Annotated in this window: 20 protein-coding genes; 4 read left to right on the top strand and 16 right to left on the bottom strand. The window is 70.8% G+C overall.

The annotated features are described in order from the left end of the window. Positions 1–170: 170 nt before the first annotated feature. Together ACIOMQ_RS10035 and ACIOMQ_RS10040 are read right to left on the bottom strand one after the other, a co-directional pair. Positions 171–749, bottom strand: coding sequence for a dihydrofolate reductase family protein (locus ACIOMQ_RS10035; RefSeq protein ID WP_401263730.1), 579 nt, complete (start codon positions 747–749; stop codon positions 171–173). Positions 750–870: 121 nt separating this feature from the next. Continuing rightward, on the bottom strand, positions 871–1,539 hold the full coding sequence (locus ACIOMQ_RS10040) for a class I SAM-dependent methyltransferase (protein WP_401936522.1): 669 nt from the start codon (positions 1,537–1,539) through the stop codon (positions 871–873). 65 nt (positions 1,540–1,604) lie between these two features. Between ACIOMQ_RS10040 and ACIOMQ_RS10045 the strand changes: the two genes are divergently transcribed. Beyond that, positions 1,605–2,642 (top strand): hypothetical protein, encoded by a 1,038-nt coding sequence (locus ACIOMQ_RS10045; protein WP_362197578.1) that lies wholly within the window; start codon positions 1,605–1,607, stop codon positions 2,640–2,642. Positions 2,643–2,762: 120 nt separating this feature from the next. Here ACIOMQ_RS10045 and ACIOMQ_RS10050 read toward each other — a convergent pair whose 3' ends face one another. Further along, entirely contained in the window at positions 2,763–3,278 is a 516-nt protein-coding gene (locus ACIOMQ_RS10050) for a DinB family protein (RefSeq protein WP_402188519.1), read from the bottom strand. Between the two features lie 249 nt (positions 3,279–3,527). On the opposite strand from ACIOMQ_RS10050, the gene ACIOMQ_RS10055 reads away from it, so the two are divergent. Next, on the top strand, positions 3,528–4,775 hold the full coding sequence (locus tag ACIOMQ_RS10055) for an MFS transporter (protein WP_401936519.1): 1,248 nt from the start codon (positions 3,528–3,530) through the stop codon (positions 4,773–4,775). A 33-nt stretch (positions 4,776–4,808) separates the two neighbouring features. Here the strand turns inward: ACIOMQ_RS10055 and ACIOMQ_RS10060 are convergent, their stop codons facing one another. From ACIOMQ_RS10060 to ACIOMQ_RS10120, 13 genes are all read right to left on the bottom strand, one after another. Further along, on the bottom strand, positions 4,809–5,513 hold the full coding sequence (locus ACIOMQ_RS10060; RefSeq protein WP_362197587.1) for a DUF4097 family beta strand repeat-containing protein: 705 nt from the start codon (positions 5,511–5,513) through the stop codon (positions 4,809–4,811). Positions 5,514–5,739: 226 nt separating this feature from the next. Then, positions 5,740–6,486: an urease accessory protein UreD gene (locus ACIOMQ_RS10065; protein ID WP_402188521.1), complete on the bottom strand. Its 747-nt coding sequence runs from the start codon at positions 6,484–6,486 to the stop codon at positions 5,740–5,742. After that, positions 6,483–7,145 (bottom strand): urease accessory protein UreG, encoded by a 663-nt coding sequence (gene ureG / locus ACIOMQ_RS10070; RefSeq protein WP_401263782.1) that lies wholly within the window; start codon positions 7,143–7,145, stop codon positions 6,483–6,485. Before ureG ends, ACIOMQ_RS10065 begins: the two co-directional genes overlap by 4 nt. A 97-nt stretch (positions 7,146–7,242) precedes the next feature. Further along, positions 7,243–7,908: an urease accessory protein UreF gene (locus ACIOMQ_RS10075; protein ID WP_401936513.1), complete on the bottom strand. Its 666-nt coding sequence runs from the start codon at positions 7,906–7,908 to the stop codon at positions 7,243–7,245. Beyond that, entirely contained in the window at positions 7,908–9,611 is a 1,704-nt protein-coding gene (locus ACIOMQ_RS10080) for an urease subunit alpha (protein WP_401936510.1), read from the bottom strand. The genes ACIOMQ_RS10075 and ACIOMQ_RS10080 overlap by 1 nt, the downstream gene beginning before the upstream one ends. A gap of 1 nt (position 9,612) precedes the next feature. Further along, positions 9,613–9,933 carry an urease subunit beta gene (locus ACIOMQ_RS10085; RefSeq protein WP_401755823.1) on the bottom strand — a complete coding sequence of 107 codons (321 nt, stop codon included), beginning with the start codon at positions 9,931–9,933 and terminating at the stop codon, positions 9,613–9,615. Then, positions 9,930–10,232, bottom strand: a complete 303-nt coding sequence (locus ACIOMQ_RS10090) for an urease subunit gamma (RefSeq protein WP_362197602.1) — start codon at positions 10,230–10,232, stop codon at positions 9,930–9,932. Before ACIOMQ_RS10090 ends, ACIOMQ_RS10085 begins: the two co-directional genes overlap by 4 nt. A 241-nt stretch (positions 10,233–10,473) precedes the next feature. Then, entirely contained in the window at positions 10,474–14,232 is a 3,759-nt protein-coding gene (locus tag ACIOMQ_RS10095) for a S8 family serine peptidase (RefSeq protein ID WP_402188523.1), read from the bottom strand. Positions 14,233–14,338: 106 nt separating this feature from the next. Next, a complete protein-coding gene (locus ACIOMQ_RS10100) occupies positions 14,339–15,490 on the bottom strand; it encodes an XdhC family protein (RefSeq protein WP_402188525.1) in 1,152 nt (383 codons plus the stop codon). A 57-nt stretch (positions 15,491–15,547) separates the two neighbouring features. Further along, positions 15,548–16,999 (bottom strand): NCS2 family permease, encoded by a 1,452-nt coding sequence (locus ACIOMQ_RS10105; protein WP_402188527.1) that lies wholly within the window; start codon positions 16,997–16,999, stop codon positions 15,548–15,550. Between the two features lie 267 nt (positions 17,000–17,266). Next, positions 17,267–19,651 carry a xanthine dehydrogenase subunit D gene (gene pucD, locus ACIOMQ_RS10110; protein WP_402188529.1) on the bottom strand — a complete coding sequence of 795 codons (2,385 nt, stop codon included), beginning with the start codon at positions 19,649–19,651 and terminating at the stop codon, positions 17,267–17,269. A 2-nt stretch (positions 19,652–19,653) separates the two neighbouring features. Further along, the gene (locus ACIOMQ_RS10115) at positions 19,654–20,247 is read right to left on the bottom strand and encodes a (2Fe-2S)-binding protein (protein ID WP_362197617.1); all 594 of its coding nucleotides are present in this window, start codon (positions 20,245–20,247) and stop codon (positions 19,654–19,656) included. Positions 20,248–20,249: 2 nt separating this feature from the next. Then, the gene (locus ACIOMQ_RS10120) at positions 20,250–21,140 is read right to left on the bottom strand and encodes an FAD binding domain-containing protein (RefSeq protein ID WP_389798842.1); all 891 of its coding nucleotides are present in this window, start codon (positions 21,138–21,140) and stop codon (positions 20,250–20,252) included. Between the two features lie 260 nt (positions 21,141–21,400). Between ACIOMQ_RS10120 and ACIOMQ_RS10125 the strand changes: the two genes are divergently transcribed. Next, positions 21,401–23,173, top strand: a complete 1,773-nt coding sequence (locus tag ACIOMQ_RS10125; protein WP_401263718.1) for a PucR family transcriptional regulator — start codon at positions 21,401–21,403, stop codon at positions 23,171–23,173. Between the two features lie 163 nt (positions 23,174–23,336). Next, positions 23,337–24,122, top strand: a complete 786-nt coding sequence (locus tag ACIOMQ_RS10130) for a hypothetical protein (protein WP_362197626.1) — start codon at positions 23,337–23,339, stop codon at positions 24,120–24,122. The last annotated feature ends 121 nt before the right edge of the window (positions 24,123–24,243 follow it).

Here is a 24,243-nt window from a genome sequence, read left to right on the forward strand (position 1 = left end):
CGTGCGTTCTCGCGAGTTCTCGTCAGTGTTCGCGAGTGAGTTGCCGTCAGCTCTCGTCAGTGTTCGTGAGTGAGTTCTCACCGGTTCTCGTGACAGTGCGGCAGTTATACGGGAGAGCCCCTCGCGTGGCCCCGGTGGAGCAGCCGGGACGCCTCCACGACGCGTGGAGTTCATTCCGGTGGAGCAGCCGTGGGCCGCTCGTAACGCAGGAGCACGACCCCGTTGCCGAAGGTCCGGGTCTCGGTCAGGCGGAGGGCGGTCACGGTGTCCGATGCCGGGAAGAGGGGCTTGCCCCGTCCGATGAGAACCGGGTGGACATAGACGCGGTACTCGTCGATCAGGTCGTGCCGCATGAAGGACGCGGCGAGATCGGCACCACCGAGGGCCAGGTCTTCACCGGGCTGTGCCTTGAGAGCCGTGATCTCGTCGATGTCCACCTCCCGCTTGATGGTGGTGTTCCATTGGGCCCGCTCCAGCGTCCGGGAGAACACGATCTTGGGCATGTCCCGCCAGATACCGGCGAACTCCGCCACGGGTGCGGTACTTGAGGGGTCGGAGTCGGCGGTCGGCCAGAACCCCGCCATGAGCTCATATGTCACACGGCCGTCCAGGAAGCCGCCCATGGTCCTGAGCTGCTGGTTGAAGTGCCGGTGCAGTTCGTCGTCGACCAGGTGCCAGCCGATCTCGCGGCCCGGTCCCTCGATGAAGCCGTCGAGGGACGTCGACATCATCAGGATGATCTTCCTCATCGCAATCGGTCCCGTTCTCTCTCCTTGTCGCGGTCCGGCCCGGCTCTCGCCTGTCGTCGGGGTCCGGCCCGGCTCTCGCCTCTCGTCGGGGGTCCGGCCCGGTTCTCGCATCCCGTCGCGGTCAGCCCCCGCCGGAGCCGTCGCGCCATACGAGTGTGTAGCGCCAGAACAGCCTGCGACGCAGTCTCACACCGGGCAACACCTGACGCGCCTGATGAACGATGTCGGCGTAGGTCATCTCGGCCGGCCGGGTCCTTGCGGTCATGGAGTCGGGGAGGGACACCCTGCGCCCCCGGTTCTTGATCAAGGCCATGGCGACATTCAGCGGAACCGAGGCGAGACCCAGCAGGTGGTCCCCGCAGGTCGCCTCCCGGGCGACACCCACCACCACCAGGGTTCCACCGGGTGCCAGATGCCCCCGGAAACGGGTGAGAGCATCGGTGAACGGCAGATGGTGGACAGTGGCGACGCAGGTGATGACGTCGTAGGGGCCGGGCGGAATCCCGTTCGGCGCGTCCGCGACGGCGAAGGTCACCGGTAGGGCCGGGGCGGCCAGTTGACGAGCCCGTGCCACGATGTCCGGGTCGGAGTCGATTCCGTGCACTGCCTTCGCCCGTGCCGCCAGGAGCCGGGCCAGTTCTCCGGCGCCGGAGCCGACGTCCAGGGCTCTGTCGCAACTGCTGGGGAGCTGACGCAGAATCCACCGGTGGTAGTGGGCGTTGTGGTCCCACGGGCGGGCGGCGTGGAAGCGATCGAGCCCCTGGAGGATTCGGTGCAGCAGCTTTGTCATGCCGTGATTCCATCACACCGGCATCCCGAGCGGTGGGTGGCAAAAGAGCGGTGAAAGGACTCGGTATGAGAGTCGGTACGGCCCGAGCGGCCGCGGCGCGTTGGGTCGAAGAGCATGCCCGATCCGATTCCGGTTTCCGTGGCGCCTACTTCAGCGGGTCGACGGTCGGCCTGCCGGACGAGGCCGAACTCTCCCCGTTCTCCGACGTCGACATCGTCGTCGTCACAGCCGAGCACGACCCGCCGGACAAGCCGGGCAAGCTCCGCTTCCACGATGCGCTGCTGGAGGTCAGCTATGTGACGTGGGACGACCTCTCCTCGGCGGACGGCGTCCTCTCCTCCTACCACCTGGCGGGGAGCTTCCGCCGCGACACGGTCATCGACGACCCGACCGGCCATCTGCGCGGACTGCGGGCGCACGTGTCGCAACGGTTCGCCGAACGGTCCTGGGTGCGCCGCAGATGCCTGGACGCGGAGCGCCGGATCGTGACCCGCCTCGCCGCGTTCGACACCTCGGCGCCGTTCCACGAACAGGTGACGGCCTGGCTGTTCCCCACCGGGGTGACCACCCATGTCCTGCTCGTCGCCGCCCTGCGCAACCCCACCGTCCGGTTGCGCTACCCGGCGGCTCGCGCGGTCCTCACCGACTACGGGCAGGTGCACCGGTATCCGGAGCTGCTGGAGCTCCTGGGATGCGCGGGGCTGTCCGCCCGCAGGACCGGGCATCATCTGGACGAACTGGCCCGTACGTTCGACGCGGCCGCGCGGGTCGCCCGTACCCCGTTCTTCTTCAGCAGCGACATCACCGCCGAGGCACGGCCGATCGCCATCGGGGGAAGCCGGCAGCTCATCGAGCGGGGCGACCACCGCGAAGCCGTCTTCTGGATCATCGCGACGTTCGCGCGCTGTCACGCCGTCCTGGCCGCGGACGCACCGGACCTGCACGTCGCGCGCCTCCCGGCCTTCCGTGAGGCCGTCGCCGATCTCGGCGTCACGTCCACCGAAGACCTCCTCCACCGCGCCGACGAAGTCGTCGGATACCTCCCACGCCTCCGGCAGACCACCGCGGAAATCCTGGCAGCCAACACCGGCATCACCGACTGACACGGACGAGATGGATGCAGCCGCCGGGGTGTGGGCGGCCGGCGAGGTGTGCGCGGCCGGCGAGGCGGTTCGACCGACGATGCGGTGCGGCCGACGAGGTGTGCGCGGCCGGGGGCCGGGTCAGTAGTAGCCCGTCTCGCCGTCCAGGATCTCCCTGATGGCGTCCAGATGGCCCGCGTGCCGGGCGGTCTCCTCGATCATGTGGAACATGATCCAGCGCAGGCTCGCGGCCGAGACGTCGAAATCCGGGTGGCGGCCCACGTCGTCGAGCGACTGCGCGGCGACGATCTCGTTCGACACCGCGATCTGCCGGTCGTAGGCGTCGATGAGCTCCGCGAGCGGGACGTCCTCGACCATCATGTCGGCGTCCTCGGGCCCGTCGAACATGGGCCCCACGGCCGGGCGGCCCAGCAGGACGACCTCGTACCAGAGGTGCTCGGCCCAGCGGAGGTGTGACATGACACCGGCCACCGTCATGTGCGGCGAGGACGGGAGGACGGACCGATGGGCGTCCGCCTCCGACAGCCCGTCGCACTTCCAGCGGGCGACCGCACGCTGCATGTCGAGCCAGCCGACGAGCTGAGTCCGCTCGTCCGCGTCGTAGGGAGGACGATTGCGGGAGGGGGAGGGCAACATGGCCGCCAACGTACCCGCCGCGCTGTCACACCTCACAGCGCTTTTCCGGCCCCTGCCCTTGCCTGCCCTCCCCCCTGGCGCACCCTCCACAACCCACCTCTCACCCTGGTACGTTGGCCGGCATGTTCCTCTCCTGTGCGTAGGACCCCGTACTGACCGCACCCACTCCCTCCCACCGGGTGCGGCCGTTCGGAGTCCCCGCATGCCCGCAGCGCCGTGCACCGCGCTGCCCTCACGAGGAATGTCCCCATGCTCTCGCCCTCACCCGCGCCTTCGCGCAACCCGTCGTACGCCACGGTCCTGCGTACCCGCCACGCCTCCCGCACCTTCGGTGCCGCACTGCTGGGACGGCTCTCGTACGGGCTGGTCTCCCTCTCCCTGATGCTGGCGGTGAAGGACGCCACCGGTTCGTACTCGGTCGCGGGCGCCGTCATGGCCCTGTTCGGCGCCACCAGCGTCTTCCTCTCCCCCGTCCGTGCCGCGCTGATCGACCGGTACGGGCCGCGCCGGGCCCTGCCGCCGATGGCCGGTGTCTACTCCGCACTGCTCGCCGCCCTTGCGTACGCCACCTGGCGGCCGGGGGCCTCCTCGCTCCTGCTGGGGGCGCTCGCCGTGACGGCGGGCGCCTGCACACCGCCGCTGGGCCCGGTGATGCGGACCGTGTGGAGCAGCCTCGTTCCGGAACGGGAGCTGTTGCAGCGCGCGTACAGCCTGGACGGCGTCGCCGAGGAACTGCTGTTCGTCACCGGGCCGTTGCTGGTGGGCGTGGTGATCGGGTTCACCGTCCCCGCGGCGGGCGTCGCAATCAGTGCCGCGCTCGTGCTGGTGGGCACCCTGGCGCTGGTGTCCTCGCCCGCGGTGCGCGGCATCGGCGCCGCACCGCCGACGGAGAAGGCCGCCGGGTCGCGGGACGCGCCCCGTGAGCAGCGGCTGCTCGGCATGGCCGGGCTGCGGCACGCCGCGCTCGTGGCAGCGTCCGTGGGGCTGTGTCTGGGGGCCCTGGATCTCCTGGTGGTGGCGTTCACCGAGCAGCACCACCGGGGAGCGGCCGTGGCCTGGGTGCTGGCCGCGCTCTCAGCGGGAAGCGCGGTCGGCGGGCTCGCCTATGGTGCCGTCTCCTGGCGTGCGCCGAACCGGGTGCGGCTGCCCGTCCCGGCCGCCGGCCTGGCGGCGGCGATGGTGGTGGCCGGGCTGTCGCCCGATGTGTACGTGCTGGTCGCGGTGGTCGCCGCCGCAGGGGTATTCGTCGCCCCCGCCCTGACGACCGCGTATCTCGTCGCGGACGAGTCCGTGGGCACGGGCAGCCGTACACAGGCGGGTGCGTGGGTCAACACCGCTGTCAACGCCGGGTCCTCGGCGGGTACTGCGGCGGTGGGTCTGCTGGTGGGCCGCCTGCCGACGGCGGTCTGTTTCGCGGTCGCGGCGGCCCCCGCGCTGCTGTGTGCGGCCGTCGTGGCGCGCGGCGCGGTCGACCGCCCCCGGATCAGCCGTTCCTGACCGTGATCGAGCCGTTGGCCGTGGTCGGCCGGATCAGCCGTTCCTGACCGTGATCGAGCCGTTGGCGGTGGTCAGATCGATCTCGTGCTCGCCCGCCGGGTCGTTGGCGATGCCGATGTTCTTGTGACCGTGGTGCGTGCTGGCGGTGACCCTGTACCGGCCCGTCGGCACGGTGACGACGATGGCCCCGTTGGAGGTTTCGGCCCGGACGTCCTGTGGATTCAGCGGAGTCAGTTCGATCCGCCCGTTGGAGGTCCTGGCCCGGACGGGACCGGCCAGACCGCGCGCCTCGATCCGGCCGTTGGAGGTGTGCACATCGGCCGGGCCGGTCACTCCGTCCAGCTCGATCCGTCCGGAGTGCGTGGTCACGTCCACCGACCCGACTCGGGCCAGTACGACGGAGCCCGAGGAGGTTCCGCCCGAGACCGGGAGTCCCGCGGGCACGTCGACGGTGTAGGACACCGAGCACTCGTTGCCGCAGCCGCCCAGCACCAGGACACCGTTCTCGACCCGGTGCGACGCGCCTTGGGGCTTGTCTCCCCGGTAGCGCACCGAGCGGTGCAAAGACGCCTCGGTGCCCTTCGGCACGCCCCGCAGGTTCACCCGGCCGGCGCCGAGATCCAGCCTGACGGAGGTGATCCTCTGCGGTACCCGGGCGTCGTTCTCGAAGGTGTTCCAGTCGAGGAGGCCGCACGCGCCGAGCCCGATCAGACCGCTTCCCACCATCGTTGTGGCCATGAACACCCTGGGCCAACGCATGATTCTCCCCCTGGATCCGCCTGGTCGATCTCCGGCCCGCTCGGGGCCGTTGCTCGACGCAGGCTATCCACGGGCGTTCCGCGGCGACCATGGGGAAATCCCCCGGACCGGGAGGGGGGATACCCTTCGGCCCGCCCATTCCTGACTGAGCGTCAGGCAAATACCGCCGACGGGGAACCGTCGAGTTCCACGGTACGGAGATGTCTCAGGCGGAGAGCCAGTCCGCCCAGACCGCGGACAGCTCCGCCTCGACCGTCGGCGCCACCGTGTCCAGGAGCCGCACCTGCGTCCCCGGGCCGGCCAGTTCCATGCGGTACCGGTGGGGCGCTCCGCCGGGTTTCGCACCGAGGGAGGTGACGGAGCCGATGACACGGTTCGGGCCCAGGATGCCAGGGAGTTCGCGCAGCTCCGGGTCCGTGAGATCCAGGTCCTCGACCAGCAGCTCACGGCCGTCGTACGTGGCACGGGTCATCACCCGCAGGCTGCCGCCCCGCTCGCCGGAACGTCCCAGGACCAGAGTGTCGCGCCACAGCATCCGAGCACCGGACGCCAGCGCGACGTCCATCGAGCGCTCGACCCGGGCGCCCGTCGCGATCACGAACGGCCGGGCGTCCCAGCGCAGTTCGCCGCCCTCGGCGATGTCGACCCGGGCCCGCCACCTCGACGTCCCACCGCGATGGTCGTACGCGACCAGGCCCGACGGTTCGACCAGCTCCAGGCGGGCCCCGGGGCCGACCGCGATGTGCAGCAGCAGATCGTCGCCCGCGAGCAGACCGGCCCGGGTACCGACCAGGGCGATCCGCACGCGGTCGGGTGACGGCAGCAGGGGGCGGGGGGCGAGGAACGCGCCGGGGCGCAGTTCGCGGGCGACGTGGCGGCCCGCTGCGTCGCGTACCACGGAGACGACGGTGGGGTCGCCCGGCTCGGCGGGGGCGACCGTCCGCCGGGTCACGAGTCGCCGTGGCTGTGACTGTGGGGTGCCATGGGGCCCGGGTCGGTGGGGATGTGGGTGCCGTTGCGGTGCCGGACGAGCACCGCCCGTACCCAGTCGGCGAGTTGGGCGATCGACGCCGGGTCGTTCTTCGAGAGGGCGAGGACCGGCAGGCCGTCGCGGGCCTTCCGGGCGTCGGCGACCATGGTGTCCACGTCGACCTCGACATAGGGCGCCAGGTCGGTCTTGTTGATGATCAGGAGGTCGGCGCCGGTGATGCCGGGGCCGCCCTTGCGGGCGACGTCGCCGCCACCGGCGACGTCGATGCAGAAGAGCTGGGCATCGGCGAGGGCCGGGCTGAAGGTGGCGGTGAGGTTGTCGCCGCCGCTTTCGACGAGCACCAGGTCGAGCGGTCCGTACGCCTCCTCCAGATCCTCGACGGCGTCGAGGTTGGCGCTGACGTCGTCACGGATCGCGGTGTGCGGGCAGGCACCGGTCTCGACGGCGCGGATGCGCTCGGTGGGCAGGACGCCGGCCGAGCGGAGAAAACGGGCGTCCTCGTCGGTGTAGATGTCGTTGGTGACGACGGCCATGGCGAGTTCACCGGCCAGCTCGCGGCACAGGGTGGCGAGGATCGAGCTCTTGCCGGTGCCGACCGGGCCCGCGACGCCGAGGCGCAGGGCGCGCGGCCGGTGGTCGTGCTGGGGGTACCGGGGGTGCTCGTGCCGGTGGGGGCCATGGGCGGTTCGTACGTCTCGCTGCCGGTCGGACTGCTGGTCAGGCAAGGAAGAGTCTCCGTTCTCGTAGTGCGTGTTCGAGCGCCCAGTGCTCGGTGAGCGGGGGCGTACGGGCGGGCAGTTCGGCCGGGTTCCGTACGGCGAGGGCCTCGGCCGCCGCGGCCGTGGCGTGCGGCTCCGCGGCGAGGATCCAGGCGACGGTGTCGAGGGGGTCACCAGGCAGCAGCTTGAGCGCCGCGGAGGCGACGGTCTGCAGTTCGTCGTAGACGACGGCCTGGGCGAGTTCCTCCTCCGACACCTTCATGACGGCCCCGAGGGCGCCGAGTGTGACCGGCCGCAGCGGGCGGGGACGGATCGCGGACAGGGCGGTGACCGCGGGGTGGTGCGGGGCCAGCCGTCGCGCCAGGCGGTGCACGCCGCGGCCGAGCGTCGCCGATGCCTCGCGCAGGGGCGCGGCCGGGGTCCGGGCCGCGAGGGCCTGTTGTACGGGGCCGTAGTCCACCGGGTCCTGTTCTGCGGCCCGCAGGGCGAGTACGGCGGCGGCTGCCTCGGTGACCGCCGCGGTGTTCAGCCGGGCTCGCAGGAGTGCGGGGATGCGGTCACGGGTGAGGCCGGCCGCGACGGCCGGTTCGAGGCCCGCGCTGTAGGTGTACGCGCCGACCGGGAGCCGTCCGTCGGCGAACAGGAGAGGTGCCAGGCCCGTCATCAGAACATGGAGTACCGCTGGGCGAGCGGCAGTTCGGTGGCGGGCGCGGGCTCGACGGGCTCTCCGTCGATACGGATGGCGAAGGTTTCCGGATCGACGTCGATGTCCGGGAGCGCCGTGTTGTTCGGCAGGTCCGCCTTGGTGAGGTGGCGGGTGGGCCGCACGGCGACCAATTCCCGTACGAGGCCCAGGCGTTCGGCGAGACCGTCCGCCAGGGCCGCCGGGGCGACGAAGCTGACCGAGAGATGCGGGGCGGCGTCGGCCGCGGCGGTGGGGCGCAGCAGGACGGGCTGGGTGGTGGGGATCGCGGCGTTGGCGTCGCCGAGGGGCGCGTACACCACCATGCCGCCCTTGATCACGGCGGCGGGGCGGATGCCGAAGAAGGCGGGGTCCCACAGCACCAGGTCGGCGAGCTTGCCGGGTTCGACGGAGCCGACGACATGGTCGATGCCATGGGCGACAGCGGGGCAGATCGTGTACTTGGCGATGTAGCGGCGGGCCCGTTCGTTGTCGGCGGGCAGTTCGCTGCCGCGGTCTCCGAAGCGCTGCTTCATGGTGTGGGCGACCTGCCAGGTGCGGCAGATGACCTCGCCGATCCGGCCCATGGCCTGGGCGTCGGAGGAGGTGATGGAGAGGGCGCCGATGTCGTGCAGGACGTCTTCGGCGGCGATGGTGGTGGCGCGGATGCGGGACTCGGCGAAGGCGAGGTCTTCGGGGACGCGCGGGTTGAGGTGGTGGCAGACCATCAGCATGTCGAGGTGCTCCGCGACGGTGTTGACGGTGTGCGGGAGCGTCGGATTGGTGGACGCGGGAAGGACGTTGGGGTGGGAGGCGACGGTGATGATGTCGGGTGCGTGGCCGCCGCCCGCGCCTTCGGCGTGGAAGACGTGGATGCCGCGTCCGGCGATGGCGTCCAGGGTTCCTTCGACGTAGCCGGTCTCGTTGAGGCTGTCGGCGTGCAGGGCGACCTGGAGACCGTAGGCGTCGGCCGCCTTCAGTGCGGCGTCGATGGCGGCGGGGGTGGCGCCCCAGTCCTCATGGACCTTGTAGCCGCCGGCACCGCCGAGCGCCGCCTCGCGCAGGGAGTCCTCGCCGACGGTCGAACCCTTGCCGAACAGCATGATGTTGAGCGGGACGCGGTCCAGGGACCGGTGCATCATCGCGAGGTTCCAGGCGCCGGGGGTGACGGTGGTGGCCTTGGATCCTTCGGTGGCTCCGGTGCCGCCGCCGATGACGGTGGTGGTGCCGGTGGCGAGGGCCTCGTGCAGGGTCTCCGGCATCAGGAAGTGGACGTGGGTGTCGATGGCTCCGGCGGTGAGGATGCGGCCCTCGCCGGAGACCACGTCGGTGCCGGGGCCGATCACCAGATCGGGGTGGACGCCGTCGCTGATGTCGGGGTTGCCGGAGCGGCCGAGGGCGACGATCCGGCCGGCCCGGACCCCGACGTCGGTCTTGACGATGCCCCAGTGATCGAGGACGACGGCATTGGTGATGACGAGGTCCAGGGCGCCGTCGGCACGTGAGGTGGTGGCCTGGCCCATGGACTCGCGAATGGACTTGCCGCCGCCGAACACCGCCTCGTCCCCGCCGAAGCAGCGGTCCTCCTCGACCTCGATCCAGAGGTCTGTGTCGGCGAGGCGGACGCGGTCCCCGGTGGTGGGGCCGTAGAGCGACGCGTAGGCGGCGCGGGTCAACTGTGCCATGTCACATGCCGTCCATTCGTGCGGTACGGGTGCCGGGCACGACGATGCCGGGAACCTTTCGGCGGCCTCCCAGTTCGACGAGGGTGACTTCGGCACCGACTCCGGGTTCGAAGCGCAGGGACGTACCGGAGGGAATATCGAGCCGGAATCCCTCGGTCAGGGACCGGTCGAAGGAAAGGGCGGGATTCGCGTCCGAGAAATGCAGATGCGATCCGATTTGAACGGGGCGATCACCGTCGTTCACTACGGTCACATTCAATTGAGTACGGGTGTCATTGATTTTCACTACGCCGGATCCGGTCCGGATCTCACCGGGGATCACGGGATCGGCGAGGTGATCGTGACAAGCTTGCGTCCGTCCGGGAAGGTTGCCTCGACCTGGACGTCGTGCAGCATCTCGGGGACGCCTTCGAGCACGTCAGCACGGGTGAGGACGGACCGCCCGGCAGCCATCAGGTCGCTGACGCGGGCGCCCTCACGGGCACGCTCCATGGCCCAGCAGGCGAGCAGGGCGACGGCCTCGGGGTAATTGAGACGCACACCGCGCTCCCGCCGGTCCCGGGCAACCATTCCGGCAACACTCAGCAGCAATTTCTCCGTGTCGGACGGAGTCAGAAACATGGGAAACCTCCGTGGCGGCAGTCCCCGGAATTCCCGGAATCGCTTCGGCCACGTTCCTCTTATAAACCTGCCGACGCCGCCGTGGCAACTTGCACAGCACCGCGATAAGTCCCTTTCTCTCCTTATCGCCCGCCATATACGGGAAAAGCAGACAAATTTTGGTCACCAAGGGAACTGAAAAGAGGTGGCCGCACACCCCGGTCAGGGATGTGCGGCCACCTCAGGAGCGAAGCTCAGCAGGTCACTTCAGGCCGAATGCCCGAATGATCTCCTGATCGACTCCGAGCCCGTCGGCCGCCTCGGCGTGAGCCTTGAGCGAAACGAACGAGCTGCCCTTCTTCGGCGTCTTGAACCGGGCGGTCCAGGAACCGGCCGAGTCCTTGCGCAACTGCGCCGCGCTCCAGGTCTTCCCGTCGTCGTAGCTGACCGACAGCGAGGCCTTGGCGGCCTTCACCGCGCCGTCCAGCCACTCCTGCGTGCCGGAAGAGAGACCGATCTCGGTCCACTTGCCGGCGGTGACATCGCCGGCCAGGTCGGTGTCGACCTTGTAGTCCAGCTGGAGCATCGGGATGTCGGCCTGGTACGGGCCGTTCTCGTCCATGGCGCCCGAGACGAAGTTCCACTCGGTGTGCGTACGGGTGGACGTCTTCCACACGTCGCCGTCCCGGGCGGAGTCGAGCACGAAGCGGTACGGCAGCTTCTGCGACGAGACGTCCCATGCATATCCTGCCCGGCCCGCGACCTTCTTGATCAGGGTGTCGCCCTGATAGAAGGCGGTGGTGGTGGTGTCGTACTCGTCCTCCGGCATCGAGCCCGAGTGGCCCGTGCCCGAGTCCGTCCACGGGGTGAAGTTGAACTGGATGTCATTGTTGACGGACCGGAACGGCCCCCAGTAGCCGGTGCCCAGACGCGGGCGGGTGATCGGCGCGAACCACTCGGCCGGGTAGGTGCGGCCGGCCTTGTAGTCCAGGTCGCCGCTGCGCATCTCCTGGGCGGTGCCCGATCCGTCGGCGTTGAGGACCGAGTGGTTCTCGTACCAGAAGGAGGCGCCCGGAAGCGGGGTGACCCACTCGTCGCGGGTCCCGGGGAACTTCTCGTACTCCTCGAAACCGATACCCGGGCCGTAGTCCGGGATGTCGTAGCGGTAGCCGCCGCCGAGGACGCCCTTGTGGCTGTAGAAGGTGTTCTCCACCTTCGCCAGCTGACGGGCGGGCGGGGCGAACTCCAGCGAACGGTCCGGGATGACGCCGTCGTGGCGGTCGACCAGGTCGTACACGTAGCGGGCGAACAGCCGCTGATTGATCGTCAGTTTCGCCCCGTGCCGGGCGGAGGCGATCAGGTCCTCGCCCGCCAGGCGCTGGACCGAGGCGACCGGGATGGCGCCCTTGGTCCCGTAGGGGGTGTAGCTCTCCATCAGGACGCCGTCGCCGTCGTTGACGACGAACAGCGCCGCGGCGCCCGCGGCCACCGCGTTGGCGAGCCGGTCGGCGGGAGCGACCGCGTCGCTGCGGCGGATCACGACGGCCTTGCCCTTGACGTCGAGGCCCTTGTAGTCGGCCACGGCCCCGTTGCCCGCGAAGACTCCGGCCAGCTTCTTCCTGCTGTCCTCGGCGATGGCCGCGCCGCCCTGCGGGGTGACCGGCACATCGCGGCCGCCGGCCGTCAGGTCGATCTGCTTCTCGCCCTGCCGCCAGCGGGTCAGGAAGGAGAAGCTGCCCTGTGTGACCTTCTTGGTCGGGCTCGCCCACAGTTCGTCGTAGATCAACGGGATCTGGTACGCGTCGCGCTGGACGACACCGTCCGGTGCGGTACGTGCCATGTCATATCGCAGCTGCCGGGTCTCGGTCTCCTTGGGCGTCCGCACGCTCACCTTGCGGGCCTTGGAGGCGTCGAGGGTGACCGTGGTCGCCTTGTCGAGGATGGTCTCGGGGGCCGCGAGGAAGGCCAGGGCCTTCGAGTCGGCGCGGTCACCGGTGATGTCGGCGGCCGTCCATGCGGTGTAGTTGCCCGGCGGCAGCCTCAGCGTGGTCTCTCCCGACACCTGGACGACGCCCAGGTTCGGGTCGCCGAGCTCGGCGAGGACGACCTGGCCGTCCATCGGCTTGCCGTCGCGGTCGCGGAGCCTGAGCGTCAGGTCGTAGAGCTCCTGCTCCTTGTTCAGGGCGAAGCCGGTGTGCGCGACGGTGGCGCCCGACGCGTCCTTGGCGATGACCTGACCGGAGAACCGGGTGTCGCTCGCGACCTTCGACGGGTCCAGCGAGAGCACGGCCTCGGCGGTGGAACCGGCCGGGACGGTCAGCTGCTTCGCCGACAGGGTGTAGGCCTCGGCGTCCGTGTCCGTGGCCAGGTCGAGCGTGACGTCCTTCGTACCGGTGTTGCGGTAGGTGATGGTCCGCTGGGCGACCGGGTCGGACGCGGAGTGCGGCCAGTCGTAGGAGGCGACCGCGACGGAGCCGGTCGCCTCGATCGTGGTGTCGACCGCCGCCTTCACATCGAGCCGGCCGGTGCCCTGCTCGTAGGGGGTGTACGTGTCGAGCTTCTTCGACGAGCTCATCAGCGCGTCCTTGATCCGCTGACCGGACCAGTCGGGGTGACGCTGCTTCAGAATCGCTGCGGCGCCCGCGACATGCGGCGTCGCCATCGACGTACCGGACATCGACTGGTACATCCCGCTGATGCCCGGGACCGCCTGCGAGGCGGCCGCGTTGATGTCCACACCCGGTGCGGACAGGTCGGGCTTCAGGCCGTAGGACCTGACGAGCGGGCCCATCGAGGAGAAGTCCGCACGGTTGTCCTGCTTGTCCACGGCGGCGACGGTGAGCGCCTTGTCCGCCGAGCCGGGTGAGCCGATGGTGCCCGCGCCGTAGGCGTTGCCCGCGGCGATCACGAACAACGGCCCGCCGTCGGCGGAAAGGGCGTCGACGGCCTGGGACATCGGGTCGGAGCCGTCGTCCGGGATGCTGGAGCCGAGGCTCATGGAGACGACGTCGGCGCCTTCGGCCTTCGCCCACTCCATGGCTTCGATGATGCCGGAGTCCGCGCCGGAGCCCTCGTTGCTGAGCACCTTGCCGACGATCAGGCCGGCACCCGGGGCCACGCCCTTGTTGACGCCTTCCGACGCGGCGCCGGAGCCCGCGATCGTGGAGGCGACGTGCGTGCCGTGGCCGTTCTTGTCGACGACCTCCTCGCCCGGGACGAAGCTCTTGGTTTCGAGGATGCGGTCCTTGACGTCCGGGTGGGTGGCGTCGATGCCGGTGTCCAGGACGGCGACCTTGGAGCCCTTGCCGTCGTAGCCCTCGGCCCATGCCTGCGGGGCGTTGACCTGCGGGACGGAGTCCTTCAGCGCGGCCTCCACCCGGCCGTCGAGCCAGAGCTTGGCGATGCCGTTGTCCAGCGAACGGGCCGTGGGCGTACGGGAGATGTCGTTCCAGAAGGCCCGGGTGGTGTCCTTGTCCGCCCTCAGCGCGGCACCGTGGATACTGGCCAGGGTGTGGGTCTTCTCGGCGCCGCGCGGGGCGGCGGGGAGCGAACGGCCCCGGCTCGCCGGGTAGGTGGCGATGAGCGGGATGCCGTCCGACCTCTTGTCGTCGTACCCCATCGCGGCCAGGGCCGAGACGTTGAACAGCCGGCGGTCCAACGTGCCCGCCGCGAGCAGGGATTCGGCCTCGTCGGGCAGGACGTAGAGGTCGTCGCCGGCCTGCTGGACATGCACGCCGCCGACCGCACCGTCGGGGCGGTCCACGGTGACGGTGTCCTGCTTGCCGACGCCGTCCGTGTAGTGCACGACATCGCCCGTGAGCAGGGTGATGTCGTACTCCTTGGCAGGGGCGGCGGCCTGGCGGCCGACGGCCCCGGGCCGGTCTGCGGCCGCGGAAGCGGAGCCCGCTGCGGGAAGCATCGCGCCACTCACCAGGGCGACCGAAGTCGCTATGAGCAGAGCCCTGCGACCCGCGCGGGCGGATCTCGCCCGGCCGGAAGCGGAGGAGGATGTGAAGGTCATGCAGCAGATCTAAAGGCCAAATGCACGGCTACTGTCAGGTTCACACCTGGCGTGAATCCGCCGTGGCGGCAACCCGCCCCGGATCGATCACGGTGCGGGGGCCGCTTCAGGCCACCGATGTGATCACTCCCGCCGGCGTCCCACCACCCTCGTGATGGATCGGAGTGTGCGCGCCCTTGAGCGGTGCGCCGCTGCCGCCGCGCCGGTCGGCGACGATTTCGGCGGCGATCGACAGCGCGGTCTCCTCGGGGGTGCGGGCGCCGAGGTCGAGGCCGATCGGCGAATGCAGCCTGGCCAGTTCCAGCTCCGTGACGCCGACCCCGCGCAGCCGGTCGTTGCGCTCCAGATGGGTGCGGCGCGAGCCCATCGCTCCGACGTACGCCACCGGCAGCCTCAACGCCAGTTCCAGCAGCGGGACATCGAACTTGGCGTCGTGGGTGAGGACGCACAGGACGGTGCGCGCGTCGACGTCGGTCGCCGCGAGATAGCGGTGCGGCCAGTCGACGACCAGTTCGTCGGCCTCCGGGAAGCGGGCCCTCGTGGCGAAGACGGGGCGGGCGTCGCACAAGGTGACGTGATACCCGAGGAACTTTCCCGCCCGGACCAGTGCCGAGGCGAAGTCGATGGCACCGAAGACGATCATCCGGGGCGGTGGGACGCTCGATTCGACGAGCAGAGTCAGTGGTTGTCCGCAGCGAGAGCCCTCGGCTCCGACGGTGACGGAGCCGGTGCGGCCCGCGTCCAGCATCGCGCGGACATCGGCCGCCGCGGTGCGGTCCAGTTCCGGATGTCCGCCGAGCCCGCCCTCGTACGAGCCGTCGGGGCGGACGAGCAGCGGGCGGCCGAGGAGGTCCGTGGGCCCGTCGGTGATCCTGGCGACCGCCGCCGCCTCCCCGCGTGCGGCGGCGGCGAGCGCGGCGGCGAACACCGCCCGTGCGGGGTCGTCCGCACGGACCGGTGTCACCAGGATGTCGATGACGCCGCCGCAGGTCAGTCCGACCGCGAAGGCGTCCTCGTCGCTGTAGCCGAACCGCTCACGTACGGTCCTTCCGTCATCGAGGGCCTGCCCGCACAGCTCGTAGACCGCGCCCTCCACACACCCGCCGGAGACCGATCCGATCGCCGTGCCGTCACGGTCGACGGCGAGGGCGGCTCCCGGCTGCCGGGGCGCGCTCCCGCCGACCGCCACCACGGTGGCCACGGCGAAGTCGCGTCCCTGCTCGACCCACCGGTTGAGCTGCTCGGCGATGTCCAGCATGGCGTTTCTCCTTCTACGGGTGTGCGGAGGGACGGGCCGGTCCCGGTACGGACCGGCCTACTTGGCGCCGATCCAACTCTCGATCGGGCTGAGTGCGAAGTACACGACGAACACTCCGGTCAGCACCCACATGAACGCGCCGACCTCACGGAACCTGGCCTGCGCCGCCTTGATCGCGACGAAGGAGATCACCCCGGCGCCGACACCGGCGGTGATGGAGTACGTGAACGGCATCAGGGCCACGGTCAGGAAGACCGGCACCGCGACGGAGCGGTCGCTCCAGTCGACATGGCGGGCGTTCTGCATCATCATCGCGCCGATGACGACCAGCGCGGCGGCGGCTATCGGCCCCGGCACGATCTGGGCGAGGGGGGTGAAGAACAGCCCGGCGGCGAAGAGCACACCGGTGACGACGGAGGACAGACCCGTGCGGGCCCCTTCGCCGACGCCGGTCGCCGACTCGATGAAGACGGTCTGGCCGGAGGCTCCGGAGACGCCCCCGATCGCCCCGCCCGCACCGTCGATGAACAGCGCCTTGGACAGGCCGGACATCCGGCCCTTGCTGTCGGCGAGCCCGGCCTCCGTGCCGACGCCGATGATGGTCGCCATCGCGTCGAAGAAGCCGGCCAGGACCAGAGTGAAGACGATCATGCCCACGGTCATGACGCCGATGTCGCCCCAGCCGCCGAACTCGACATGGCCGAAGAGCCCGAAGTCGGGCATCGAGACGGCGCTGCCCTGCAGTTCGGGTGCGCTGCCGCCCCACGCCTTGGGGCTGATGTCACCGACCGCGTTGACGACGACGGCGAGGACGGTACCGCCGACGATGCCGATCAGGATCGCGCCGGGCACCTTGCGGGCCTGCAGCATGAAGATGAGCAGCAGGGTGACGCAGAAGAGCAGTACGGGCCAGCCGGAGAGCTGCCCGTCCACGCCGAGGGTGACCGGGGCACCCTTGCCGACGAAGCCGGCATTGACCAGGCCGATCAGCGCGATGAACAGGCCGATGCCGATGGTGATGCCGTGCTTCAGGGCCAGCGGTATCGCGTTCATGATGATCTCGCGCAGCCCGGTGACGACCAGCAGCACGATCACCGCGCCGTACATCACGCACATGCCCATGGCCTGCGGCCACGTCATGTGGGGCGCCACCTGGGTGGCGAGCACACCGGAGACGGAGAGTCCCGCGGCGAGGGCGAGGGGCACCTTGCCGATGAAGCCCATCAGCAGGGTGGAGACGGCGGCGGCGAGCGCGGTCGCCGTGATCAGCCCGGCGTGGCTGAGGCGGTGATTCGCCACGTCCGGCCCGGACAGCAGGAGCGGGTTGAGCAGAAGGATGTAGCACATCGCCATGAAGGTCGTGATGCCACCGCGCACTTCGCGTGCGACGGTGGAGCCACGGTCGGAGATGTGGAAGTACCGGTCGAGCCAGGATCTTCCGGCGGGAACGCGCGAGCCGGAGCCCGCGTCCTCCGCGATGGTCCCGGGCTCCACTGACTGCTGGGTCATGATGCCTGACTCCCAAGGTTCACAGGGGCACCCGCGATGATGAATCGAAATGCGGGATTTGGGATGACTGCGCTGGCGGCACGACCCGGGGGACGGCCCGAGACGAACTGTTCATGCAGAGTGGAATGTGCTGGTACCGCGGTACTGCTGAGTACGCCAAGGGCCGTGAACTGCACGGCACTTGGGTGCTCCGGGTGGTGCGGGCGGCGGAACTGCGACGTTCCGGGGAGGCGCGCACCGCCCGGAGAGTCCAGGAGGAGCCGGGACTCAGGTGCCCGTGAGGTGCTCGGGGCGTACCGGAGTCCTGTTGAGCTCCAGGCCCGTCGCGTCGCGGATCGCCGCGAGGACGGCCGGGGTCGACGACAGGGTGGGGGCCTCACCGATGCCGCGGAGCCCGTACGGGGCGTGGTCGTCGGCGAGTTCGAGCACGTCGACCGGGATGGTCGGGGTGTCGAGGATGGTGGGGATCAGGTAGTCCGTGAAGGACGGGTTGCGCACCTTCGCGGTCTTCGGGTCGACGATGATCTCCTCCATGACGGCGACGCCCAGGCCCTGGGTGGTGCCGCCCTGGATCTGTCCTTCGACGGAGAGCGGGTTGAGCGCCTTGCCGACGTCCTGGGCGCAGGCCAGTTCGACGACCTTGACGAGGCCGAGTTCGGTGTCGACCTCGACGACCGCGCGGTGCGCGGCGAAGGAGTACTGGACGTGCCCGTTGCCCTGTCCGGTGCGGAGGTCGAACGCCTCGGTGGGCCGGTGGCGCCACTCCAGCTCGATGTCGACCGCCTCGTCCCCCAGCACGTCGGCCAGATCGGCCAGCACTTCGCCGCCGTCGGTGACGACCTTGCCGCTCTCCAGGAGCAGTTCGGCGGTGGCCCAGGCGGGGTGGTACATACCGAACTTGCGGCGTCCCATCTCCAGGACCTTCTCGCGGACGGCCTCGCAGGAGTGCTTCACGGCGCCACCGGTGACATAGGTCTGCCGGGAGGCGGAGGTGGAGCCGGCTGACCCGACCCGGGTGTCGGCCGGGTGGATGGTGACCTGGGCGACGCCGAGTTCGGTACGGGCGATCTGGGCGTGGACGGTGACGCCGCCCTGCCCGACCTCGGCCATGGCGGTGTGCACGGTCGCGACGGGTTCGCCGGCGATGGCCTCCATGCGCACCCGGGCGGTGGAGTAGTCGTCGAAGCCCTCGGAGAAGCCGACGTTCTTGAGGCCGACCGCGTAGCCGACGCCGCGCACGACGCCTTCGCCATGCGTGGTGTTGGACAGTCCGCCGGGCAGGGCCCGTACGTCGGCCTGTTCGCCTGCCACCTCCCACTGGCGCTCGGGCGGCAGCGGCCTGGCCTTGACCCGGCGCAGCAGCTCGGCGACCGGGGCGGGCGAGTCGACGACCTGCCCGGTCGGCAGGACGGCGCCCTGTTCCATGGCGTTGAGCTGCCGGAACTCGACCGGGTCCATGCCGAGTTCGGCGGCAAGCCGGTCCATCTGCGCCTCGTAGGCGAAGCACGCCTGGACCGCGCCGAAGCCGCGCATGGCACCGCACGGCGGGTTGTTGGTGTAGAGCGCGACGGCCTCGATGTCGACGTCGTCGACGACATACGGGCCGACGCTGAGCGAGGAGGCGTTGCCGACGACGGCCGGAGAAGCGGAGGCATAGGCTCCGCCGTCCAGTACGATGCGACATTTCATATGGGTCAGCTTGCCGTCGCGGGTGGCACCGTGCTCGTACCAGAGCTTGGCGGGGTGACGGTGCACATGCCCGAAGAAGGACTCGAACCGGTTGTAGACGATCTTGACCGGCTTGCCGGTGCGCAGGGCGAGCAGGCAGGCGTGGATCTGCATCGACAGGTCCTCGCGGCCGCCGAAGGCTCCGCCGACCCCGGAGAGCGTCATGCGGACCTTGTCCTCGGGCAGGCCGAGGACGGGGGCGATCTGGCGCAGGTCGGAGTGGAGCCACTGGGTGGCGACGTACAGGTCGACGCCGCCGTCCTCGGCGGGCACGGCGAGTCCGGACTCGGGGCCGAGAAATGCCTGGTCCTGCATGCCGAAGACGTACTCGCCGCTGACCACGACATCGGCGCGGGCCGCCGCCGCGTCCGCGTCGCCGCGGACGATGGGCTGGCGGTGGACGATGTTGGGGTGCGGTACGTGCCCCGCGTGGTGGTCGTCGCGGCCCTCGTGGACGAGGGGCGCGCCGGGGGCGGTGGCGGAGGCCTCGTCGGTGACGAGGGGCAGCTCGCGGTAGTCGATCCTGATCTTCGCCGCGGCGCGACGGGCCGTCTCCGGATGGTCGGCGGCGACGAGCGCCACCGGTTCGCCGTGGTGGCGGACCTTGCCGTGGGCGAGGACCGGGGTGTCCTGGATCTCCAGCCCGTAGTTCTTCACCGAGGTCGGCAGGTCGTCGTAGGTGAGCACGGCGTAGACGCCGGGGGTGGCGAGCGCTTCCGAGGTGTCGATGGAGACGATCTCGGCGTGCGCGAGTGTGGAGCGCAGCGTGTGGCCCCAGAGCATGTCCTCGTGCCACATGTCGGAGGAGTACGCGAACTCTCCGGTGACCTTCAGGATGCCGTCGGGACGCAGCGTGGACTCGCCGATGCCGCCCTTGGTGCGGGTGCCCTGGTTGATGCTGGTGGGGTTGCCGGTAACGCCCATCGTCAGACCGTTTCTTCCGCGCGGGCGGCCGCCAGGCGGACCGCGTCGAGGATCTTCTCGTAGCCGGTGCAACGGCAGAGGTTGCCGGAGAGCGCCTCGCGGATGTCCGCGTCGGACGGTTCCGGGTTGCGTTCGAGCAGCTCGTCGGCGGCGACCAGCAGGCCGGGGGTGCAGAAGCCGCACTGCACGGCTCCGGCGTCGATGAACGCCTGCTGGATCGGGGAGAGTTCACCGGTGTCCCGGGTCTCCGCACCGGCCGGTTTGGCCTCCCACTGCCGGGCCTTGTCCGGCGCGGTGCCGCAGGCACCGGATGCGCAGCCGCTGCCGGGGTGTGCCCGGGAGCGGTGGGCGGCGAAGTCCGCGAGGCCCTCTACGGTGACGACCTCGCGGCCCTCCACCTGGCCGGCGGCGACCAGGCAGGAGCAGACCGGGACACCGTCCAGACGGACCGTGCAGGAGCCGCACTCGCCCTGCTCGCAGGCGTTCTTCGAGCCGGGCAGACCCATCCGCTCACGCAGCACGTACAGGAGGGACTCGCCCTCCCAGACGTCGTCCGCCTCGTGCCTGCGGCCGTTGACCGTGAAATTGACTCGCATGATCAGGCAGCTCCTTCGGTGCTGCGGCCGTTGCCGCGGTACGACTCCCAGGTCCAGCCGAGGGTGCGGCGGGCCATGATCCCGACCGCGTGCCTGCGGTAGCTCGCGGTACCGCGCACGTCGTCGATCGGGTTGCAGGCACCGGCGGCGAGCGTGGCGAACTGCGAGGCGATGGACGGGGTGATGATCGTGCGGCTGTCCCAGAAACCGCCCTCTTCGAGTGCGGCGTTCAGGAATTCCTCCGCCTCCTTCGCCCGTACGGGCGTGGGGGCGGCCGAGCCGATGCCGGTGCGGACCGTGCGGGTCTCGGGGTGCAGCGCCAGGCCGAAGGCGCAGACCGCGATGACCATCGCGTTGCGGGTGCCGACCTTGGAGTACTGCTGCGGCCCGTCGGCCTTCTTGATGTGCACGGCCCGGATCAGCTCGTCCGGGGCGAGGGCGTTGCGTTTGACACCGGTGTAGAAGGCGTCGATCGGGATCATCCTGGTGCCGCGTACGGATGCGGCCTCGACCTCGGCGCCCGCGGCGAGCAGCGCCGGGTGGGCGTCTCCGGCGGGCGACGCGGTGCCCAGGTTGCCGCCGACGCCGCCGCGGTTGCGGATCTGCGGCGAGGCGACGGTGTGCGAGGCGAGCGCCAGTCCGGGCAGCTCGGCGCGCAGATGCTCCATGATGTGGCTGTACGGGACACAGGCTCCGAGCCGTACGGTCTCCTGGCCCACCTCCCATTCGGCCAGCTCTCCGATGCGGTTCAGGTCCAGGAGGTACTCGGGCCGCCGGTGGTCGAAGTTGATCTCGACCATCACATCGGTGCCACCCGCGATGGGCACAGCCGTCGGGTGCTCGGCCTTGGCGGCGAGCGCCTCCTCCCAGCTGGCGGGGCGAAGGAAGTCCATGAGTGGCTCTCTTCTTCTCAATCGGGTTCGTTCGCCGGGGCTGGGGACGGCCGGCCCTCGACTGGTCGTTCCTATGTTGTCGACGCGGTGTGGGGCCAAGTACACAAGCCGTGCTCCACCTGGTGCAGTCACCGAACCCATGAAGGAGTTGGCTGGTCGATCTCCTCGTCTTGTAGATTCGAACGAATGGCGGGGGTCAGTAACCTCACCGCAATAACCAGTTTTCACCCGCACCAACGAAAGAGATCGGCGGCGACGAGATGCGGCTGCGCGCACTGCTGGAGACCGACGCGCTGGGCCTGCGGCTGCTCGGCGGCGAGGACGAGCTGGACAGGTCCGTCCGCGGCGTGATGACCACCGACCTGCGGGATCCCAGCCGCTATCTGTCGGGCGGCGAGCTGGTCCTGACGGGCCTGGCCTGGCGCCGGGACGCGACGGACTCGGAGCCGTTCGTACGGATCCTGGCCGGGGCCGGGGTCGCCGGTCTGGCGGCGGGCGAGGCGGAGCTCGGCGACATCCCCGGCGATCTGGTGGAGGCGTGCGCGCGGCACCGGCTGCCGCTCTTCGCCGTCCACGAGACCGTCGCGTTCGCAACGATCACCGAGCATGTGGTGCGCCAGGTGTCCGGCGAGCGTGCGGGCGATCTGGCCGCGGTCGTGGACCGGCACCGCAGGCTCATGACCTCGGGTCCGGCGGGCGGTGGCCCCGAGGTGGTGCTCGACCTGCTCGGTTCCGACCTCGACCTGCGTGCCTGGGTGCTCTCCCCCACCGGCCGGCAGATCGCGGGCGCCGGTGACGTGCCGCTGGCCGGACCGGTCGGCGCGGAACTCGCCGGCCACCACCTGGCCGCCACCCGCACCGGTCGCCGGGCCCCGCACCGGACCACGGTGGCCGGCACCACGTATTCGCTCTTCCCGATCCGCAACACCGGCCGGGGCGCCCTCCCGGCCTCCCGGGATGTGCGCGAGTCGGTGCTCTCCGACTGGCTGCTCGCGGTCGAGGCGGACGCGAGCGACTGGCCGCCCGCCCGGCTGGATCTGCTCCAGGGCGTCACCCAGCTGATCGCGGTCGAACGGGACCGGCGCGACGCCGCCCGTACGGTACGCCGCAGGCTCGCCCAGGAAGTCCTGGAGCTGGTCCAGACGGGTGCCCCGCCCACTGAGATCGCCGCCCGGCTGCGGGTCGCCGCCCCGGTGCTGCTGCCGGGTCTCGGCGCCGCGCCGCACTGGCAGGTCGTGGTGGCCCGGGTCGAGTGGGGCGGCGCGGAGGGCTCCGCCACCACGGGCGGACCAGCCGGCTCCGTCGCGGGCACCCCGGCCGGCGGCTCCGGCCCCGCCGTCGCGGGCGGCCCGGTGGCCCAGGCGCTGCTGGAGGAGATCCTCGTCGATCCCGCCGTCACCGGCCCCGACTCCGCCGACCGGATCGCGGTCGCCCACACGGGCGACGAGGCCGTGGCCCTCCTGCCGCTGCCCGCCGCCACCACATCCGCGGGGGCCCACGGCTCCGCCCCCGACGCGGCCTCCGCCGAGGCGGAGGCCGCGCTGCACGCCGATGTGCTGCTCGCCGCCGTCCGCGAGCCGCTCTCCGCGGGCCTCGCCGACGACGGCCGGCTGACACTGGGTGTCAGTGCGGCCGTGCATTCGCCCGAGGGGCTCCGCGGTGCCCTGGAGGAGGCCCGGCACGCCCGCCGGGTGGCGGCGGCCCGCCCCGGCCGGGTCTGCGCGGCCGGCCATCACGAGCTGGCCTCGCACGTCCTGCTGCTGCCGTTCGTCCCGGACGACGTGCGCCGTGCGTTCACCGCACGGCTGCTCGACCCGCTGCGCGACTACGACCGGCGCCACCGCGCGGAGCTGATCCCGACACTGGAGGCGTTCCTGGACTGCGACGGTTCCTGGACCCGCTGCGCGTCCCGGCTCCATCTGCACGTCAACACACTGCGCTACCGGGTCGGGCGAATCGAGCAGTTGACGGGGCGTGACCTTTCGCGCCTGGAGGACAAGCTCGATTTCTTCCTCGCCCTGCGTATGAGCTGACTTCCGGGCCCTGCCACGGCTCTCGGCGGGTCCGGTCGTTTGTGAAATCTTTCACCTGACATTGACCCGACCCCTTGGCCCGGCGTGCCATTCCGTGCTGAGATGCGGCCAGACCCAACAGCTCGATGGCGCGCTCGGGGAGGGCAATGTGGCGTATACCGCCATGTCTGGTTCCGGAACGACAGCAGATGACGATCCGCCGCTCCAGACAGCGGTATGGCGGCTGCGGTCACGCGCCTGCTGGACGGACGCCGCCGCGCTGCTCGAACACGACGCCGCCACCGATCCGGCGGCGGCACTCCAGCGGACGGCCCTGCTGATCGAGCGGTGCCTGTACACCGGACAGGGCTGGACCGATGCCGAGGACGCCCTGCGCACCGCCGAGGCGCTGGCCCACGACGACGCCGAACGCGGCGCGGCCGCCTGCGAGCGCGGCCATCTGGCGTACGCCTCGACGCTTCTGGGGGTACGGGACCGGGCCGACGAGGCCAGTGTCGCCCTGAGCCGGGCCGCCGCGCTGCTCGCCCCGTCCGCGCCGGGCCGCCCGCTGCTGGACTTCCGCCGGGGGCTGATCGCGCAGAACATCGCCGACTCGCCGGAGGCCGCGCGTGCCGCGTACCGCAGGGCCCACGCCGGTGCCACCGCGCAGGGCGACGCATTGCTGCTCTCCTCGACCTGGCGTCATCTCGCCCTGCTCGCCCTGCGTGAGGGCGAACTCGCGGAGGCCCGGCACGGCTTCGCCGAATCCCTGCGGATAAGGGAGGAACTGGGCTATCTGATCGGTACGGCTCCGGCCCTCATCGCCCTCGCGGACTCCGAGCCGGAGCCCGAGGCGGCGACCCGGCTGCGCGCCGAGGCGGGGCGGCTCTTCCGGCTGCTCGGGGGCGTACCGACCTGGTTGGCCCCGCATCTGGACCCACCGCCCCCGGAGACGGCCGAAGCGAACTGAGTCCCCGGCACCGGCACCGGCACCGGCCGCGGCAGGCGGCAGGCGGCAGGCGGCAGGCGGCAGGCGGCAGGCGACGGTCGCGAGCCGACCGGTGAACGCCGGACGCGGTCCGCGACCGGAG

The organism is Streptomyces sp. NPDC087845, from assembly GCF_044742755.1.
In the GTDB taxonomy this organism is placed as follows: Bacteria; Actinomycetota; Actinomycetes; order Streptomycetales; family Streptomycetaceae; genus Streptomyces.

What these genes read in the sequence shown, in the direction of transcription:
- ACIOMQ_RS10115 (WP_362197617.1), bottom strand. Translation starts at nt 20,247, where the DNA reads ATGCGAGTCAATTTCACGGTCAACGGCCGCAGGCACGAGGCGGACGAC.
- ACIOMQ_RS10055 (WP_401936519.1), top strand. Translation starts at nt 3,528, where the DNA reads ATGCTCTCGCCCTCACCCGCGCCTTCGCGCAACCCGTCGTACGCCACG.
- ACIOMQ_RS10075 (WP_401936513.1), bottom strand. Translation starts at nt 7,908, where the DNA reads ATGACGGGCCTGGCACCTCTCCTGTTCGCCGACGGACGGCTCCCGGTC.
- ACIOMQ_RS10100 (WP_402188525.1), bottom strand. Translation starts at nt 15,490, where the DNA reads ATGCTGGACATCGCCGAGCAGCTCAACCGGTGGGTCGAGCAGGGACGC.
- ACIOMQ_RS10040 (WP_401936522.1), bottom strand. Translation starts at nt 1,539, where the DNA reads ATGACAAAGCTGCTGCACCGAATCCTCCAGGGGCTCGATCGCTTCCAC.
- ACIOMQ_RS10045 (WP_362197578.1), top strand. Translation starts at nt 1,605, where the DNA reads ATGAGAGTCGGTACGGCCCGAGCGGCCGCGGCGCGTTGGGTCGAAGAG.
- ACIOMQ_RS10060 (WP_362197587.1), bottom strand. Translation starts at nt 5,513, where the DNA reads ATGGCCACAACGATGGTGGGAAGCGGTCTGATCGGGCTCGGCGCGTGC.
- ACIOMQ_RS10035 (WP_401263730.1), bottom strand. Translation starts at nt 749, where the DNA reads ATGAGGAAGATCATCCTGATGATGTCGACGTCCCTCGACGGCTTCATC.
- ACIOMQ_RS10080 (WP_401936510.1), bottom strand. Translation starts at nt 9,611, where the DNA reads ATGGCACAGTTGACCCGCGCCGCCTACGCGTCGCTCTACGGCCCCACC.
- ACIOMQ_RS10090 (WP_362197602.1), bottom strand. Translation starts at nt 10,232, where the DNA reads ATGTTTCTGACTCCGTCCGACACGGAGAAATTGCTGCTGAGTGTTGCC.
- pucD (WP_402188529.1), bottom strand. Translation starts at nt 19,651, where the DNA reads ATGGGCGTTACCGGCAACCCCACCAGCATCAACCAGGGCACCCGCACC.
- ACIOMQ_RS10095 (WP_402188523.1), bottom strand. Translation starts at nt 14,232, where the DNA reads ATGACCTTCACATCCTCCTCCGCTTCCGGCCGGGCGAGATCCGCCCGC.
- ACIOMQ_RS10130 (WP_362197626.1), top strand. Translation starts at nt 23,337, where the DNA reads ATGTCTGGTTCCGGAACGACAGCAGATGACGATCCGCCGCTCCAGACA.
- ACIOMQ_RS10125 (WP_401263718.1), top strand. Translation starts at nt 21,401, where the DNA reads ATGCGGCTGCGCGCACTGCTGGAGACCGACGCGCTGGGCCTGCGGCTG.
- ACIOMQ_RS10120 (WP_389798842.1), bottom strand. Translation starts at nt 21,140, where the DNA reads ATGGACTTCCTTCGCCCCGCCAGCTGGGAGGAGGCGCTCGCCGCCAAG.
- ACIOMQ_RS10050 (WP_402188519.1), bottom strand. Translation starts at nt 3,278, where the DNA reads ATGTTGCCCTCCCCCTCCCGCAATCGTCCTCCCTACGACGCGGACGAG.
- ACIOMQ_RS10105 (WP_402188527.1), bottom strand. Translation starts at nt 16,999, where the DNA reads ATGACCCAGCAGTCAGTGGAGCCCGGGACCATCGCGGAGGACGCGGGC.